The sequence below is a fragment of the Micromonospora sp. ATLC16 genome, assembly GCF_057196645.1.
In genome coordinates this window covers 1-17375 of the sequence record NZ_JBXUOW010000090.1, presented here as the reverse complement: position 1 = coordinate 17375, position 17375 = coordinate 1, and the positions used below count along the sequence as shown (strand labels likewise).

Genomic DNA, 17375 nt, shown 5'->3' with positions numbered 1-17375 from the left:
GCCCGTCCCGGGCGGCGGTAACGGCCCCGGGCCGCGGTCGGGCGGGCGCGGTGCGCGCCACCCGCGCCCAGGACCGCCCGCAACGGTGCCAGGGTGTCGTTCGTGAGGTGACCGGCCCAGACCAGGTCCCAGATGACCGCGGTCAGCTCGACGTCGTCGGTGGCACCGACCCGGTCGGCCAGGGGCCGGAAGAACAGCGCCTGCCCGTCGTCGAGGGCGGTCAGCACCGCATCGTGCAGGGCCGTACGCGTGACTGCGTCATCCGGCGGCGGGAGCAGCAGCGGAGCCGAGTCGGCGTACGCCAGGCTGACCCAGCCGTCCCCACCGGAGATCGCGCCCGCGCCGGCCCACAGCACCTCGCCGCTGGCGCACAGCTCGTCGAGCTGGGCGGGGGAGTAGTCGGCGACCCGGGCGGGGAGTACCAGCCGTTCCAGCGCCGACGCGGGCACCGAGGCGCCCTGCAACTGCTCGACCGTCGCGGCCACCGCCTCGACCCCGCGAGCCGAGGAGCCCACCTGCTGCCAGCGGGGCAGGAAGGTGGCCAGGGCCTGCGGCGGTACCGGCTCGATCTCGCGGCGCAGCGCGGCGAGGGAACGGCGGCGCAGCAGGCGCAGCACCTCGGCGTCGCACCACTGGGTGCCGGCCGTGTCCGGGGTGAACTCGCCGGAGACCACCCGGCCGGTGGCGGCCAGCCGGCGCAGGGTCTGCTCGACCACGAAGACCCCGAGCCCGAACCGGGCCGCGCAGCCGGCGGCGGCGAACGGGGTGTGGCTGCGGGCGTACCGGGCCACCAGGTCGCCGAGCGGGTCGGCGACCGGCTCGAGGTACGCCTCGGCGACACCGACCGGTAGGGCGACGCCGAGGGCGTCCCGCAACCGGCCGGCATCCTCGACGCCGACCCAGCGTTCCTGACCGGCGATGCGGACCCGCAGCACCCGCCGGGCGGCGGCCAGGTCGGTCAGCCACCCCTCGGGCACCCCGCGCTCGGCCAGCTCAGCTGTGCTCAGGTCGCCGAGCTGCCGCAACAGCTCGACCACGTCCTCGGCGTCGCGGGCGCGGCGCTGCGCGGTGAGCCACCGCAACTGCTGCTCGGTCTCGGAGAGCACCGCCGGGTCGAGCAGCTCGCGCAGGTCGACCCGGCCGAGCAGCTCACCCAGCAGGGCCGAATCCAGCGTGAGAGCGGCGGCCCGGCGTTCCGCCAGCGGGGCGTCGCCCTCGTAGAGGAAGGCGCCGACGTAGCCGAAGAGCAGCGAACGGGCGAACGGGGACGGCCGGGCGCTCTCCACCTCGACCAGGCGGACCCGGCGGCCGGCCAGGTCGCGCATGACCTCGGTCAGGGCGGGCAGATCGAAGACGTCCTGGAGGCACTCCCGCGCCGCCTCCAGTGTGACCGGAAAGTCGGCGTACTCCCGGGCCACGTCGAGCAGTTGGGCAGCGCGCTGTCGTTGCTGCCAGAGCGGTTGGCGGCGGCGTGGATCCCGGCGGGGCAGCAGCAGCGACCGGGCGGCGCACTCCCGGAACCGGGCGGCGAACAGCGTCGAGGTGCCGACCGACTCCTCCACCAGCTGGGCGATCTCATCCGGATCGAAGGCCACCACGTCGGCGCCGGGCGGGGCGTCGGCGGTGTCCGGCAACCGGACCACGATCCCGTCGTCGGCGGGCATCACCTGCGCGTCGACCCCGTAGCGCTCGGCGAGCCGGCGGCCGATCGCCAACGCCCAGGGTGCGTTGACCCGGGCGCCCAGGATGCTGTGCACGGCCAGCCGCCAGTCACCCAGCTCGTCGCGGAAGCGTTCGACGACGATCGTCCGGTCGTCCGGCAGTGCCCGGGTCGCCGCCCGCTGCTCGTGCAGGTAGGTGACCAGGTTTCCGGCGGCCCAGTCGTCCAACCCGGTGTCCCGCAGCGCGGCCATGGCCTGCTCGGTGTCCTGCCGGAGCAGGGCCCGCACCCGGGCGCCGATCGCCCGGCCCAGTTCCACCGGCCGGCCGGGCTGGTCGCCCTTCCAGAACGGCATCTTCGCCGCCTGCCCGGGGGCGGGGGAGACCAGCACCCGGTCCGGCGTGATCTCCTCGATCCGCCAGGACGAGGAACCGAGCAGGAAGACGTCACCGACGCGGGACTCGTAGACCATCTCCTCGTCCAGCTCGCCGACCCGGGCGGCCCGTTCCGCCCCGGCCAGGAAGACGCCGAACAGTCCCCGGTCGGGGATGGTGCCGCCGCTGGTCACCGCGAGCCGTTGCGCGCCGGGACGCCCGGTCAGCACGTCGGTGGCGCGATCCCACACCAGTCGGGGGCGAAGCTCGGCGAAGGCGGTCGACGGGTAGCGGCCGGAGAGCATGTCCAGTACGGCGTGCAGCGCGGAGTCGGGCAGGTCGGCGAAGGACGCGGCCCGACGGACGACGGTCGCCAGGTCGCCGACCCGCCACTCGTCCAGTGCGACCATCGCGACGACCTGCTGGGCCAGCACGTCCAGCGGATTGCGGGGATGGTGCAGCTCCTCGATGGCGGCCTCGCCCATCCGCTCGGCGACCACGGCGCAGGAGAGCAGGTCGCCCCGGTGCTTGGGCAGGACCACCCCCCGCGACACCGCGCCGACCTGGTGTCCGGCCCGGCCGACCCTCTGCAGGCCGGCGGCCACGCTCGGCGGTGCCTCGATCTGCACGACCAGGTCGACCGCGCCCATGTCGATGCCGAGTTCGAGGCTGGAGGTGGCCACCACGGCCGGCAGCCGGCCCGCCTTGAGCGCCTCCTCGATCTGCCGGCGTTCCTCCCGGGAGACGCTGCCGTGGTGCGCCCGGGCGATCACCGGCGGGGCACCGGACACCGCGCCGGCCTGAGCCATCATCTCGGCCGGCGTCCGGGCGGCCGGGCCGGTGACGGGTGACGTCGCCGTCTCGTCGGCGGCCAGCTCGTTGAGCCGGGCGCAGAGGCGTTCGGCGCCACGTCGGGAGTTGGTGAAGACGATCGTCGATCGGTGTGCCCTGATCAGGGCGAAGACCCGTTCCTCGACGGCTGGCCAGATGGACGCCGTGCGGGGGCCGGCGAGGTCGTCCTCCGGCGTCGGCTGCTCGTCGAGGCGGGTCATGTCCTCCACCGGCACCTGGACACTGACCTCGATCGTCTTGGCGGTCGCCGGGGCCACCACCTCGACCGGGCGGGCGCCGCCGAGGAAGCGGGCACACTCGTCCAGCGGCCGGACGGTGGCGGAGAGCCCGATGCGCTGTGCCGGGGCGGGCAGCAACTCGTCGAGCCGCTCCAGGGAGAGCGCCAGGTGGGCCCCGCGTTTGGTGCCGGCGACCGCGTGCACCTCGTCGACGATCACGGTCTCCACACCCCGCAGCGAGTCCCGCGCGGCCGAGGTGAGCAGCAGGAACAGCGACTCCGGTGTGGTGATCAGAATGTCCGGCGGGGTGCGGGCGAAGGCCCTCCGCTCGTCGGCGGGGGTGTCGCCGGTGCGCATCCCGACGGTGATCTCCGGCGGGGGCAGGGTGAGCCGGGTGGCGGCCTGCCGGATGCCGGTGAGCGGGGCGCGGAGGTTGCGTTCGACGTCGACCGCGAGCGCCTTGAGCGGGCTGACGTAGAGCACCCGGCAGCGCCGCCGAGGATCGGCCGGGGTGGTCTCGCGGGACAGCCGGTCGAGTGACCACAGGAACGCCGCGAGGGTTTTGCCGGAGCCGGTGGGCTCCACGACCAGGGCGTGCCGGCCGGCGGCGACCGCGTTCCAGGCACCGGCCTGCGCCGCCGTCGGTGCGGCGAACGCCGCACCGAACCACTCCCGGGTCGCCGGGCCGAACCGGGAGAGCACCCCCTGGCCGGAGGCCGTGCTGGAATCCGCCACGAACCCATCCTGCCCCCGGCTACCGACATTCGTCCGTGGCGGCCCGGGCGTCGGATGCCCTGTTAAGGCGTTAAGGGTGACTCGCACCTAGAATCCGTTAAGTCTTACTTAACCGCTTGCTCTTGCCAGGCAACATAAAGTAACTTCACCCGCGGCGTGGCGAGCGGTGGAGGGGGTCGCATGGCCGTCGAGGAGCGGAGCACGAGGCCCGGCACCGACATCCTGATCCGCAAGGTCGACAGCCATGTCACCGCCCTGCGCGCCGGGCTGCACGGTCCGGAGCTCGAACTGGCCGAGCGGCTCGCCAGCTGCCTGCGCGAACTGGTCGTCTCCACCGCGCAGGCCAGCGCGGCCGACCGTGCCCAGGTGCGGGCCGCCGTGCACTACTTCGTCCTGCGTCGCGAGAGCCGGGGCCGGTTGCTGTCCGTGCGATCCCTGGCCGCCGCGCAGCGACTGGTCAACAAGGCCGCGTCCCAACTCGGCCGGCCCGATCTGGTCGTCGAGGGGCGACCCGGCCGCGGCGGCAGCGCCACGACGGACGTTGCTGCGCACAGTTGATCCGGTCGTCCACCGCTTTTCGCCGCATTGACGGCAAAAGTGTCATTCTTTCGGAAAAACCATCCAGAGCGCGCTGAATTGTCGTCTGATCGCTGCTAGGCCCCCAACCCCCGTGGGGCGTCGCGGCCACCTCGACCGGGAGCGCGCGTGCTCGTACTGCTGATCCTGCACCTCGTGGCGGCCGTCGTGGCGCCGCTGCTGGTCCGCCGGTGGGGTCCGCGCGCCTGTTACCTGCTGGCGTTGGTGCCGGCCGCCGCCTTCGGCTGGGCGGTGGTACGCACGCCCGACGTGGCACGCGGCGGCGCGGTGGTCGAGACCTACCCCTGGATCTCCGAACTGGGGTTGGACCTGGCGCTGCGGATGACCACCCTGTCCTGGCTGATGACCCTGCTGGTCGGCGGGGTCGGCGCGTTGGTGCTCGCCTACTGCGCCTGCTACTTCCCGCCCGACGCGCTCGGCAACTCGCGGTTCGCCGGGGTGATGGTCGCCTTCGCCGGGGCGATGCTCGGGCTGGTCCTCGCCGACGATCTGCTGCTGCTCTACGTCTGCTGGGAACTCACCACCGTCTTCTCGTACCTGCTGATCGGCCACAGCACGGAGCGGAGGTCGAGCCGCTGGGCCGCCGCCCAGGCGCTGATCGTGACCACCCTCGGCGGGCTCGCCATGCTTGTCGGGTTCCTCATGCTCGGTCACCACGCCGGCACCTACCGCTGGTCGGAGTTGACCCAGCAACCGCTGCCCGGCGGGGCGTACCTGGTCGTCGCGGTACTGCTGATCCTGGCCGGTGCGCTGTCGAAGTCGGCGGTGCTGCCGTTCACCTCGTGGCTGCCCGTGGCGATGGCCGCACCGACGCCGGCCAGCGCGTACCTGCACGCGGCGGCGATGGTGAAGGCCGGCGTCTACCTGCTCGGCCTGCTCACCCCGGTGCTGGCCGTGGTCGGCCCGTGGCGCCCGGTGGTGCTGCTCGCCGGCCTGGCCACCATGCTGGTGGGCGGTTGGGCGGCGCTGCGGCAGACCGACCTCAAGCTGCTGCTGGCACACGGCACGGTGAGCCAGCTCGGGTTGTTGACGGTGGCCGTCGGGGTGGGCACCGCGGACGCCGCCCTCGCCGGAGTCGCCATGCTGCTCGCCCACGCGCTGTTCAAGGCGGCGCTGTTCCTCGTGGTCGGCGTCATCGACCACGGCGCCGGCACCCGGGACCTCCGCGAGTTGTCGGGACTGTGGCACACCGCGCCGGTACTGACCGGGGTGGCCGTGCTCGCCGCCGCGTCGATGGCCGGACTGCCGCCGCTGCTCGGCTTCGTCGCCAAGGAGGCCGTGTTCTCCGCCTTCGCCGAGCAGCCGCTGGTCCTGGCGGTGCTCGTGGTCGGCACCGTGCTCACCGTCGCGTACAGCATCAGGTTCATCTGGGGCGCGTTCGCCGACCGTCCCGGCGTCGCCGCCACCGACCTGGGTCGGATCGAGCCGTCGCTGCTGACCCCACCGGCCCTGCTGGCCGTCGTGGGACTTGTCACCGGCCCGGCCGCGGGAGCATTGGATCACCTGCTCCGCCCGTACCCGGAACTCTTCGGCACCGTCGGGAAACACCTGGCCCTGTGGCACGGGTTCACCCCGGCGCTCGGTCTGTCCGCGCTGGCCCTGGCGGGTGGTACGGCACTGTTCGCACTGCGCGGTCCGCTGGTGCTGGCGCTGGCCCGGCTGCGGTGGCCGGTCGCCGGTCAACGGGGATACGAGTTGATCACGCATCGCTTCGACCAGGCTGCGGTGGGTGTCACCAGCATCACTCAGCGGGGGTCGCTGCCGCAGTACCTCGGTCTGATCCTGATCGTCCTGGCCGCGGTGCCGGGCGGGTCGGTGATCCTCATCCGACCCTGGGAGCAGCCGCTGGACCTGTGGGCGACCCCGGCGCAGCCGGTGGTGTTGCTGGTGGTCTGCGTCGCCGCCCTGCTCGCCGTGGGCGCCACCCGGCGGCTGACCGCGATGCTGCTGGTCGGCATGACCGGTTACGGCACCGCCATGCTGTTCGTGCTCTACGGCGCGCCCGACCTGGCGCTCACCCAGTTCCTCGTGGAGACCATGACCATCGCGATCTTCGTGCTGGTGTTGCGCCGACTCCCCGAGCGGTTCTCGATGCGGCCGCTGCGGCGCAGTCGCTTGATTAGGCGGACGATCGGGGCGATGGTCGGTGCGACCGTGGCCGCGCTCGCCGTCGGAGCCGCGGCGGCCCGGCAGGCCCGTTCCATCTCGGAGGACTTTCCGCAGCTGGCGGTGGAGGAGGGGAACGGCCGCAACGTGGTCAACGTGACCCTGGTGGACATCCGCGCCTGGGACACGCTGGGGGAGTCGGCGGTGCTGGTGGCCGCGGCGACCGGAGTGGCAAGCCTGATCTTCCATCAGTCGCGCACCGGGCCGCGTCCCCGGCGGCGGGAGGTCGCCGAGGACGAGGCACCCGCCGGACGGGCGGTCTGGCTGCGCGGCGGGGCCACGCTGCACGAGCGGCAACGCTCGATCGTGCTGGAGGTGGTCACCCGACTGATCTCGCACACCGCGGTGCTCTTCTCGCTCTACCTGCTCTTCTCCGGGCACAACGCACCCGGGGGTGGCTTCGCCGGAGGACTGGTGGCCAGCCTCGCACTGACCATGCGCTACCTCGCCGGTGGAAGGTACGAGTTGGTCGAGGCCGCGCCGATCGGCGCCGGCACGGTGCTCGGTGCCGGCCTGCTGCTCTCGGTCGGCAGCGGGGTGGTCTCCCTGATCGTCGGCGGCACCGTGCTGGGGAGCACCACCGTCGACCTCTGGCTGCCGTTGATCGGCCACTTCTACCTGGTCACCTCCCTCTTCTTCGACGTCGGTGTGTACCTGGTGGTGATCGGTCTGGCGCTGGACGTGCTGCGCAGCCTCGGCGCGGAGGTGGACCGGCACATCGAGGCGGCCGATGGCGGGCTGGCCGGCCGGAGAGGGGAGGCCCGGTGAGGGCCGCCGGAGCGAACCTGGTCTCCTTCGTCACGATCGGGATACTCGTCGGCTGCGGGGTGACCCTGCTGCTGGAACGCAGCCTGAGCCGAGTCCTGCTCGGCGTCATCCTGATCGGCAACGGCGTGAACCTGCTGATCGTCTTCGGCGGCCAGTCCGGGGAGGCGCCGGTGGTCGGGGTCGCCGACGAGGCGTCGATGAGCGACGCCCTGCCCCAGGCCATGGTGCTCACCGCCATCGTGATCACCTTCGGTTTCACCGCGTTCCTGTTGGCGATCAGCTACCGCAGCTGGTATCTGAGCGGCGACGACGAGGTGCCCGACGACATTGAGGACCGGGAGATCGTCCGCCGGATCGCCCAGCGGGAGATGTCCGCCGCCGACCTCACCGGCGAGCCGCCGACGGCCGACCCCCAGCAGGTCGACGCGCCGGCCCCACCCCGCGGGGAGGGCCCGGGATGAGCCGGTCGGGCCGGTGGTGGCGATGAGCACGCTCGTGCCGCTGCCGGTGGTGCTACCGCTGCTGGGCGCCGCGCTGACCCTGCTGCTGGCGGGCCGGCCGTGGACCCAGCGGACGGTGAGCGTGGGTTGCCTGAGCACCAGCCTGGCGGTGGCGGTGGTACTGCTGGTCCAGGCGTACCGGCAGGGACCGCTTGTGGTGCAGATCGGCGGCTGGCCGGCACCCGTGGGCATCGTGCTGGTCGCCGACCATCTGGCGGCGCTGATGCTGGTGGTCTCCTCGGCGGTGACTCTCTGCGTGCTGCTGTACTCGATCGGGCAGGGCCAGGCGGAGATCGGGGAACGCGCCCCGGTGGCGATCTTCCACCCCACCTATCTGGTGCTGACCGCCGGTGTGTGCAACGCGTTCCTCGCCGGTGACCTGTTCAACCTGTTCGTCGGCTTCGAGATGCTGCTCGCCGCGAGCTTCGTGCTGATCACCCTCAACGGCACCCGGTTGCGCATCCGCACCGGCTCCACCTACGTCGTCGTCAACATCCTGGCGTCGATGATCTTCCTGATCTCGGTGGGCCTGGTCTACGCGGCGACCGGCACCCTCAACCTGGCCCAGCTCGCCGCGCGGCTGGACGCGCTACCGGACGGCGTACGCCTGAGCCTGCAACTGATGCTCCTCGTGGCCTTCGGCATCAAGGCGGCGGTCTTCCCGCTGTCGGCCTGGCTGCCGGACAGCTACCCGACGGCACCGGCCCCGGTCACGGCGGTCTTCGCCGGGCTGCTCACCAAGGTCGGCGTCTACGCGATCATCCGCACCCAGACCCTGCTCTTCCCGGGGCAGCAGGCCGGGGAGCTGCTGATGGTGGCGGCCGGGCTGACCATGCTGGTCGGCATCCTCGGCGCGGTGGCCCAGTCGGACATCAAGCGGCTGCTGTCGTTCACGCTGGTCAGCCACATCGGCTACATGATTTTCGGGGTTGGGCTGAGCACGGTCGCCGGGCTGGTCGGTGCCATCTTCTACGTGGTCCACCACATCACCATCCAGACCACCCTGTTCCTGATCTCGGGACTGGTCGAGCAACGGGCCGGCAGCACCGATCTGCGCCGTCTCGGCGGGCTGGCCCGGCTGGCACCCATGGTCGGCGTGCTCTTCTTCGTCTCTGCGATGAATCTGGCCGGCATTCCACCGTTCTCCGGTTTCCTGGGCAAACTCGGCCTGCTCCAGGCCGGTGTCGCCGCGGGCGGGCCGCTGCCCTGGACGCTGGTGGCCGTGGGCACCGTGACCAGCCTGCTCACCCTCTACGTGGCCAGCCGGATATGGAACATCGCCTTCTGGCGATCACCCTGCGAGACGGTGGCACCGGCCGCACCGCTGCCCACGCTGATGGTCGGTGCCACGGTCGCACTGGTGGCGCTCGGAGTGTCGTTGACCCTCGTGGCGGGACCGCTGTTCGAGTTCACCGGGCGGGCCGCGGCGGACCTGATCGAGCGCACCCCGTACGTACACGCGGTCCTGCCCGGCGGGACGTCATGACCGCGCCGGAGCCCACCTCGTCCCCGACGCCGGAGCGGCGGACCCGGGGCGGTCGGTGGCGGGACCAGCTCATCGCCTGCGGCTGGCTGGTGCTGGCCTGGAATCTGTTCTGGGGGGAGTTCACCTGGGGCAACCTGATGGGCGGGCTGCTGGCCGCCGTCGTGGTGGTGCTGTTCTTCCCGCTACCGCCGGTGGCGTTCTACGGCCGGCTCCGGCCGTGGGGTCTGCTGGCGTTCGGTTACCGGTTCGTCGTCGAGCTGGTCCGGGCCAGCGTGCACGTCGCGCGGATCGCGGTGCAGCCCGGCTACACACCCCGCTCGGCCATCATCGGCGTGCGGCTGCGAGTGCCGACCGACCTCAACATGGCTCTCACCGCCGAGGTGCTCTCCCTGGTGCCCGGCACCTTGATCATCGAGGTGGATCGGGACGCCGGGATCCTCTTCGTGCACGTGCTCGACGTACGCGGTGCCGGCGCCCTCGCCGCCAGCCGTGATCAGGTTCGCGCCGTGGAACGGCGGATCGTCGCGGCGATCGGCACGAACGCCGAACTGCGCCGGACCCGTACCGGACCCGCTGACAAGGAGTTCCCGTGACCGTCTTCCTCGCCGCCGTCCTCACCAGCCTGCTGTCGGTGGTCGCCCTGCTCGCCCTCGTTCGTCTCTACCGGGGCCCGTCGCTGCTGGACCGGGTGGTCGCCGCCGACATGCTGCTCGCCACCATGGTCGGTGCCGTCGGCGCGGAGGCGGCGGTGAACCGACACGCCACCACCCTGCCGGTACTGGTGGTGCTCGCCCTGCTCGGCTTCGTCGGATCCGTGTCGTTGGTCCGTTTCGCCGTCCGGGACCGGCCGTGACACCCGGTGCCGTCGCCGACGGGCTGGGCGCGGTCAGCCTGGTCGCCGGTGCGCTGCTGAGCCTGGCCGCCGCCATCGGGGTGCTGCGCTTCCCGGACACGCTGAGTCGGATGCACGCGGCCACCAAGCCGCAGGTGCTCGGTGTGCTGCTCCTGCTGCTGGGAGTGGGTCTGCGGCTGCGCAGCCCGGCGGACCTCGGCATGATCGTCCTCGTCGGGGTCTTTCAGTTGGCCACCGCCCCGGTCGCCGCCCAGATGATCGGTCGGGCGGCGTACCGCGCCGGGCGGGTGGACCGAAGCCTGCTCGACGTCGACGAACTCGCCGACCGCTGAACCACTCCGCGCGGCCGACCCGATGTGTAGGCACGCCCGCCGGGTCGGGCCAGGACGCCGGTAGAATGACGACATGATCGACTCCTCTGCCCAGGAGGGCAGCAGTAGCCAGCCGGGTAGGCCCCGGCATCCCCACGCACCGACGACCCCGGGAGCCCTGAAACTCCCGTGTTGATCTTCGTCGGTCTTTTTCTGATCGTTGTCTTGACCGTCGCGACGGGGTACTTCGTCGCGCAGGAGTTCGGCTACGTCGCGGTCGACCGCGGCAAGCTGAAGCAAGCCGCCGTCGAGGGTGACCAGGCGTCCGCCCGGGCCCTTGAGGTCGCCGGGCGGCTGTCGTTCATGCTCTCCGGCGCGCAGCTCGGCATCACCGTGACCGCCCTGCTGGTCGGTTACGTCGCCGAGCCCTACCTCGGTGCCGGCCTGGCCGAGCTGCTCGACGTGGCGGGCGTCTCCACCGGCGTGAGCCTGCCGTTGTCGGTCGTGCTGGCCCTGGTCATCGCCACCGTGGTGCAGATGGTCGTGGGTGAGCTGGCCCCGAAGAACCTGGCCATCGCCCGGCCCGAGCCGGTCGCCCGGGCGCTGGCCCGCTCCACCCTGGTCTACCTGGCCGTCGCCGGCCCGCTGATCAAGCTTTTCGACAAGTCCGCGGTGCGGCTGCTGCGCCGGGTGGGCATCGAGCCGATCGAGGAGCTGCCCAGCGGCGCCACCCCGGAGGACCTGGAACAGATCATCGCCGAGTCCCGGCTGGAGGGGCACCTTGACGCCGACATGTCGGAGCTGCTGGACCGGGGGCTCGACTTCCGGCAGTTGACCGCCGGTGAGGCGATGGTGCCCCGGGTCGACGTGCACACCGTGCGCGCGCACGAGCCGGTCAGCCGGGTGGTCGAGCTGCTCGACACCGGCCGCTCCCGCTTCCCGGTACGCGGCGCGGAAGGGGTCGACGACCTGGTCGGCGTGATCGGCATCGCCGACGTGCTCCAGGTGCCGCCGGCGGCGCGCGCCACCACCCCGGTCAGCGCGGTGGCCGTACCGCCGCTGCTGGTGCCCGAGACGCTGCCGCTGCCCACCGTGCTGGACCGGCTCCGGTCCGGGCACCGCCAGCTCGCCTGCGTGGTCGACGAGTACGGCGGCTTCGCGGGCGTCATCACGCTGGAGGACATCGCCGAGGAACTGGTCGGCCCGATCCGCGACGAGGACGACCCGCCGGAGCGGGCCCCGGCGCGGCAGGAGGACGGCTCGTGGGTGGTGCCCGCCCGCTGGCGTATCGACGAGGTCGCCGACAGCACCGGCATCGCCCTGCCCGAGGGGCCCGAGTACGACACCATCTCCGGGTTGGTCATGCGGGAGCTGGGCCGGGTGCCCGAGGTCGGTGACCGACTGGAGATCAGCCTGCCGGCCGACGGCGACAACGGGCAGCTGCCGCCGCGGGCCCTGGTCGAGGTGCTCGCGGTGGACCGGCACGTGGCCGACTCGGTCCGCCTCCAGGTCAGCGACGGGCCTGCGGAGGTGACGGCATGAGCACCGGTTTCGCGCTGATCACCTCGGTGGTCCTGCTGGCGCTCAACGGCTTCTTCGTCGCCGCCGAGTTCGCCCTGGTGGCGAGCAAGCGGTACCGCCTGGAACAGGCGGCCGCCAGCGGCACCCGGGCCGCCCGGGCCGCCCTCGACGGCGTACGGGAGCTGTCCCTGATGCTGGCCGGTGCGCAGCTCGGCATCACCCTGTGCACGCTGGGCCTCGGCGCGCTGGCCGAGCCGGCGATCGAGCGGCTGCTCAGTCCGCTGCTGCACGCCGTCGGTCTGCCCTACGGCGCCAGCCACGTGATCGCGCTGATCTTCGCACTGAGCCTGGTCACCTTCCTGCACCTGGTGGTCGGCGAGATGGCCCCGAAGTCCTGGGCGATCACCCACCCGGAACGCTCCGCGTTGCTGCTGGCCCTGCCGTTCCGGGCCTTCGCCCGGGTGGCCCGCCCGGTGCTGTCGCTGCTCAACGCGGTGGCCAACGCCACGCTTCGGCTGGTGAAGGTCAACCCGCAGGACCAGTTGGCCCAGGTGCACGGCCCCGACGAGCTGCGGATGCTGCTGGAACAGTCCCGGGAACACGGGCTGCTCGGCGCCGCCCAGCACGAACTGCTCACCAGCATGCTGGAGTTGCAGGGCACGACGGTCGCCCAGGTGATGGAGCCGTTCGACCGGATGGTGACCGTGCGCCGGGACGATTCGGCGGGCCACATCGAGCAGGTCAGCCGGGACAGCGGCCGGTCACGGCTGGCGGTGCTGGACGCCGCCGGTGACGTCTGCGGTCTGGTGCACGTACGGGAGGCGGTGCGGGCCACCGCCGGCCGACCCGACGCCACCGCCGCCGACCTGATGAACGACGCCATCACGCTGCCCGACAACGCCACAGTCACCGAGGCGGTGGCCGTGATGCGGGCCCGCCAGTCGCAGCTCGCCCTGGTCCGCAACGGCGGTGGTCCCACCCGGCCGGTCGGCTTCGTCGCCCTGGAGGACCTGCTGGAGGAGCTCATCGGGGAGTTCGACGACGAGACCGACCCGGTACCGCGCGCGGTACGCCGGCTCAGATAGGAGCCACTGGTGCGGCTGACGGGGGTGTCACCGGAATCGGGCGGGACCGGCCTGACGGTGCAGACCGCGCTGGCCAACCCGAGCACCCGCCCCGGCCTGTGCCTGCCGGGGCGGGTGAACCTCATCGCCGTCTCCGCCGACGTACCGGTCCTGCACGTCCGGCTCGGCCTGGTCAGCACGGTCGAGCCGGACGACCCGGAGGCTCCCCGCCGGCTGGTGCAGTTCCATCAGGCACAGGTGGCCGGCGCCCTGGTGCTGAGGGCCGGGCGGGCCCGGTCGATCCCGTTCGAGTTCCCGATCCCGTGGGAGACGCCGGTGACCACGCTGGGCGGGGTGCCGCTGCTCAGCCTGCGGATGGGACTGCGTACCGAGGTGGCGGTCGACGCCACCGTGGACCAGGGCGCGATGGTGCCGGTCTTCGTCCACCCGCTGCCGACCCAGCAGCACATCCTGGCCGCCCTGGAGACGCTCGGCTTCAGCGTCCGCCAGTCCGGCCTGCTCGACGGCCGGCTGCCCGGCGTGGAGCAGGCTCTGCCGCTGCACCAGCGGTGGGGTTTCTGGGTCGGTCCGCTCTACGCCGGGCCGATCACCGAACTGGAGGTGATCTTCGTGGCCAACTCTGCCGGCCTGGAGGTGATCCTCTGGTGTGACCGGCGGCTGGCGTTGGCCGGGATCACCCACACCAGCATCAGCCGCTTCCGGATCTGGCACGTCGACGCCGACCGGCGGGACTGGGTGAGCACCGTGGACGGCTGGCTGCGCGAGACCATCAACCGGCACGCCGCCGCGGCGGCCCACGCCGACTGGTCGGCCAGCATCTCCGAGTCGGCCCACGTCAGCCGCCCACCCGACAGGCCGTTGCCGCCCGGCCCGACGCCCGGCGGCGACGCCGGCGGTCCGGGTGTCGGTGGTGGGGGTGGCAGTGGTGGTGGCGCCGGTGGCATCTGACCCCGGGTCGCGCCGGCACCGCCGCGGCTCACCGCACGGACCGGGCCGCGGGTCGCCGTCAGTCAGCCCTGCGCGAGCTTGAGACCGAAGCCGAGGAAGAGGGCGCCCACGGCGCTGGTCGCACCGGCCGCCAGCCGACGTCGCCGGCTGAACTGGGCGGCCAGGAACGTGTCCGCGAGGATCAGCGCGGTCAGGTGGAGCGCGCTGGTCACCTGGGCGATCAGGCCGAGCAGCAGGAACGACAGCGCCGGCCAGGGGTAGGTCGGGTCGAGCAGGCTGATCACCAGCGCCTTGCGGAACGGGCTGCGTCTCACCGCCGGCCCCGCGGCGTCGATCAACCGCGGCGTGCCCGGGTCGTTGCGGTCCCGCCAGCGCCGCCACGCTCCGCGCAGCCTGGTCAACCCCCACATAGCCCAGGTACGCGGCGCCCGCGTACTTGACCACGAGGAGGATAGGGGGTACGCCTTGAGCAGCGAGGCCACTGCGGCGGCGCAGAGGAGCATGACGATCGCGTCACCGACCCAGACGCCGCCCGCCGCCTGGTTGCCTTTCCCGCAGGCTGACCTGTGCTCTCGGCCACTCGTCAACGGTCATCGAATACTGCACGGTGTCCCGCCACGAGCCGTCGGGCCGCAACCGGTGCATCCGCAGCACCCCCTCCCGGGTCGCCCCGAGCCGCTCGATGCCGCGCTGCGAACGCTCGTTGCGGATGTCGGTGTGCCAGACCACCCGCACCGCACCCAGCTCGTCGAAGGCGCGGGTGAGCAGCAGCAGCTTCGCCTCGGTGTTGATCCCGGTGCGCCACCACTGCCGGCCGAGCACGGTGTGCCCGATCGCCACCGACCGACGTTCCGGTTCGATCTCGTAATAGGAGGTGGTGCCGACAACCGCGCCGGTGACCGCGCAGCGTTGCACCCAGGCGACCCGGTGCCTGTCGGTGAGGGCCTCGATGATCACCTCACGCAGTTGCTCCGGGCCGCTCGGCAGCGGCCGGCTGAGGTGCCGCCAGACCTCGGCGTCGGCGGTGGCGGCGTACAACTCGTCGGTGTGGGCCTCGTCGAGCGGCTCCAGCAGCACGTGTGCGCCGCCCAGCACCGCCGGCTCGTGCCAGGGTGAGCGGCGCGGACGCAGGTATGCCGGCAGTGGCGCGGTGACCCCGACGTCCGGCTCCGGCCAGCCGGAGGTCAGCCGCAGCGGCACCACCCCGGCCCAGTGCGCCAGGCCGAGATCGGCCGGATCGTCGCGCACCCCGCCGGTGCGGGTGCGTAGCGACACCTCCGCCAGCGGCAGCGCCAGCACGGCGGTCTCGGCCAGTTCCCGTCGGTTCGGCGGGCGACTGTCCGCCGCGCGGCCGGTGCCGACCTTCTCCACCAGGGCGGTCAGTACCTCGGCCTGCTCGCCCGGGTCGGCGACCAGGCGAGCGGTGCCGTGCGCGACCACCGACCGGTAGTTGGCGCTGTGGTGGAACTGGGAGCGGCCGTAGACCAGTCCGTCGAGCAGGGTGACCGCGACGCAGACCGGCAGGCCGTCGGTGCGGGCGGCGAGCAGTGGCCGGCTGCCGGTGGAGCCGTGCAGGTAGAGCGTGTCGCCGATGCGTACGTGCAGCGTGGGCAGCACGCGGGGCGCACCGTCCACGGTGAACCCGAGTGCGCAGTGGTACGCCTCGTCGAGCACGGCGTGGGTGGCGGTGCGGTCGTAACTGATCCGGTCCCGGGAACGGCTGGCGGTGGTGCGGGTGGTCTGCGAGTACATGCCTCCACCTTTGTTCTAGTACAATCCCTTGTTTGTGTCAGCACGCTATCAGGTGACCGGTGCCACGGCCGTCGACATTTCGGCCAGCATCGAGTCCGGCATCCGCGACGCCGCCCTCGCCCCCGGCGACCCCCTACCACCGGTCCGCACGCTCGCCGCCGACCTGGCCGTCAGCCCGGCCACCGTCTCCCGCGCCTACGCCGAACTGCGTCGCCGTGGACTCGTCGTCACCGCCGGCCGGCACGGCACCCGGGTACGCCCCCGACCACCGGTCGCCGCCCGCCGGGCCGCGCTGCGCCCGCCACCCGCACCCGGGCTGCGTGACCTGTCCCGAGGCGAACCCGACAAGCGGCTGCTACCGCCGCTGCGTCGGCACCTGGCTGCCCTCGCCGATACCGTCGGCGACCCGGTGGCCTATCCCGACCTCGGTGTCCTGCCCGAGATGGCCGAGCTGGCCGGGACGCGGCTGGCCGCCGACGGGGTGCCGGCCCCCGGGCTGACCCTCACCGGCGGCGCGCTGGACGGCATCGAACGCCTGCTCGGCGCGCACCTGCGGCACGGCGACGCGGTAGCCGTGGAGGATCCCGGCTGGGCCAGCCTGCTCGACCTGCTCGCCGCCCTCGGGCTACGGCCGATCGGCATGCCCGTCGACGACGACGGGCCGATCGTCGCGGGAGTCGCCGCCGCGCTGGCCGCCGGAGCGCGAGCGCTCATCCTGACCAGCCGGGCCCAGAACCCCACCGGCGCGGCAATCTCCGCCGACCGGGCCGACGCCCTGCGGGCCCTGCTCGCCGGCCGGGCCGACCTGCTGTTGATCGAGGACGACCACGCCGCCGAGTTGGCTCGCGTACCGCTGCACCCGCTGGCCGGGGCGACCACCCACTGGGCCTTCCTCCGTTCGGTCAGCAAGCCCTTCGGCCCCGACCTGCGCCTGGCCGTGCTGGCCGGCGACGAGACCACGGTGGCGCGGGTGGCCGGCCGGGCCCGGGTCGGCACCGGCTGGGTCTCCACCGTGCTGCAACGGCTGGTGCTCTCGCTCTGGCGCGATCCGGAGGTGACCGCCCTGGTCGACCGGGCCGCCGAGAGCTACGAACGACGACGCCACGCCCTGATCACCGCCCTCGCCGACCGTGGCCTGCCCGCACACGGCCACACCGGCATCAACATCTGGGTGCCGGTGGACGACGAGACCAGCACGCTGACCGTCCTGCGCGACCACGGCTGGGCGGTCGCACCGGGCGCGCTCTACCGGATCGCCGGCCCGCCGGGGCTGCGCATCACCGTCAGCGACCTGAACGAGGAGGAGATCCCCGCGCTCGCCGACGCGGTCGCCCGCGCCGCCCACCCCACCCCGTCACCCGGCTTCACCGCCTGACCCACTCCCGTACCCCCACACCACCCCAGCCCCCGCACACGACCACCGCCGCTGCAACCCAACGCCAACACCGCCGCCGCCGCCGCAACCCACGCCAACGCCAACGCCGCCGCCCCAAGCCACGCCAACGCCGCCGCCGACGCTGCGGCCCAACGCCGCCGCCGACGCTGAGCC

At 72.8% G+C, this 17375-nt stretch carries 13 protein-coding genes and 1 pseudogene; 11 read left to right on the top strand and 3 right to left on the bottom strand.

Going from position 1 to position 17375, the window contains the following annotated elements; all coding sequences use genetic code 11:
- Positions 1–3839 (bottom strand): Lhr family ATP-dependent helicase (locus AC2CHE_RS24510; RefSeq protein WP_484507205.1); only part of this gene is annotated, 3839 nt, incomplete at its 3' end.
- Between the two features lie 180 nt (positions 3840–4019).
- Here AC2CHE_RS24510 and AC2CHE_RS24505 point away from each other — a divergent pair.
- From AC2CHE_RS24505 to AC2CHE_RS24460, 10 genes are all read left to right on the top strand, one after another.
- A complete protein-coding gene (locus tag AC2CHE_RS24505) occupies positions 4020–4397 on the top strand; it encodes a hypothetical protein (protein WP_484507204.1) in 378 nt (125 codons plus the stop codon).
- A 147-nt stretch (positions 4398–4544) separates the two neighbouring features.
- Positions 4545–7370 (top strand): Na+/H+ antiporter subunit A, encoded by a 2826-nt coding sequence (locus AC2CHE_RS24500; RefSeq protein WP_484507203.1) that lies wholly within the window; start codon positions 4545–4547, stop codon positions 7368–7370.
- Entirely contained in the window at positions 7367–7831 is a 465-nt protein-coding gene (locus tag AC2CHE_RS24495; protein WP_484507202.1) for a Na(+)/H(+) antiporter subunit C, read from the top strand. Before AC2CHE_RS24500 ends, AC2CHE_RS24495 begins: the two co-directional genes overlap by 4 nt.
- 22 nt (positions 7832–7853) lie before the next feature.
- Positions 7854–9356, top strand: a complete 1503-nt coding sequence (locus AC2CHE_RS24490) for a Na+/H+ antiporter subunit D (protein ID WP_484507201.1) — start codon at positions 7854–7856, stop codon at positions 9354–9356.
- Positions 9353–9949 (top strand): Na+/H+ antiporter subunit E, encoded by a 597-nt coding sequence (locus AC2CHE_RS24485; RefSeq protein ID WP_484507200.1) that lies wholly within the window; start codon positions 9353–9355, stop codon positions 9947–9949. The genes AC2CHE_RS24490 and AC2CHE_RS24485 overlap by 4 nt, the downstream gene beginning before the upstream one ends.
- Positions 9946–10209, top strand: a complete 264-nt coding sequence (locus AC2CHE_RS24480) for an MrpF/PhaF family protein (RefSeq protein ID WP_484507199.1) — start codon at positions 9946–9948, stop codon at positions 10207–10209. Before AC2CHE_RS24485 ends, AC2CHE_RS24480 begins: the two co-directional genes overlap by 4 nt.
- Complete coding sequence (mnhG, locus tag AC2CHE_RS24475) at positions 10206–10541, top strand: monovalent cation/H(+) antiporter subunit G (RefSeq protein WP_484507198.1); 336 nt, start codon at positions 10206–10208, stop codon at positions 10539–10541. The genes AC2CHE_RS24480 and mnhG overlap by 4 nt, the downstream gene beginning before the upstream one ends.
- A 168-nt stretch (positions 10542–10709) precedes the next feature.
- Complete coding sequence (locus AC2CHE_RS24470) at positions 10710–12062, top strand: hemolysin family protein (RefSeq protein ID WP_484507197.1); 1353 nt, start codon at positions 10710–10712, stop codon at positions 12060–12062.
- Positions 12059–13126, top strand: a complete 1068-nt coding sequence (locus AC2CHE_RS24465; RefSeq protein WP_484507196.1) for a hemolysin family protein — start codon at positions 12059–12061, stop codon at positions 13124–13126. The genes AC2CHE_RS24470 and AC2CHE_RS24465 overlap by 4 nt, the downstream gene beginning before the upstream one ends.
- A 9-nt stretch (positions 13127–13135) precedes the next feature.
- Entirely contained in the window at positions 13136–14074 is a 939-nt protein-coding gene (locus tag AC2CHE_RS24460; protein WP_484507195.1) for a sporulation protein, read from the top strand.
- A 62-nt stretch (positions 14075–14136) separates the two neighbouring features.
- On the opposite strand, the pseudogene AC2CHE_RS24455 reads toward AC2CHE_RS24460, so the two are convergent.
- Positions 14137–14622, bottom strand: a pseudogene (locus AC2CHE_RS24455) (LysE family transporter); the annotation flags it as partial.
- Positions 14588–15826: a bifunctional pyridoxamine 5'-phosphate oxidase family protein/GNAT family N-acetyltransferase gene (locus AC2CHE_RS24450; protein WP_484507194.1), complete on the bottom strand. Its 1239-nt coding sequence runs from the start codon at positions 15824–15826 to the stop codon at positions 14588–14590. The pseudogene AC2CHE_RS24455 and the gene AC2CHE_RS24450, both read right to left, overlap by 35 nt.
- A 34-nt stretch (positions 15827–15860) precedes the next feature.
- Here AC2CHE_RS24450 and AC2CHE_RS24445 point away from each other — a divergent pair, with 34 nt between their 5' ends.
- Positions 15861–17201 (top strand): aminotransferase class I/II-fold pyridoxal phosphate-dependent enzyme, encoded by a 1341-nt coding sequence (locus AC2CHE_RS24445; RefSeq protein ID WP_484507193.1) that lies wholly within the window; start codon positions 15861–15863, stop codon positions 17199–17201.
- Positions 17202–17375: the final 174 nt, after the last annotated feature.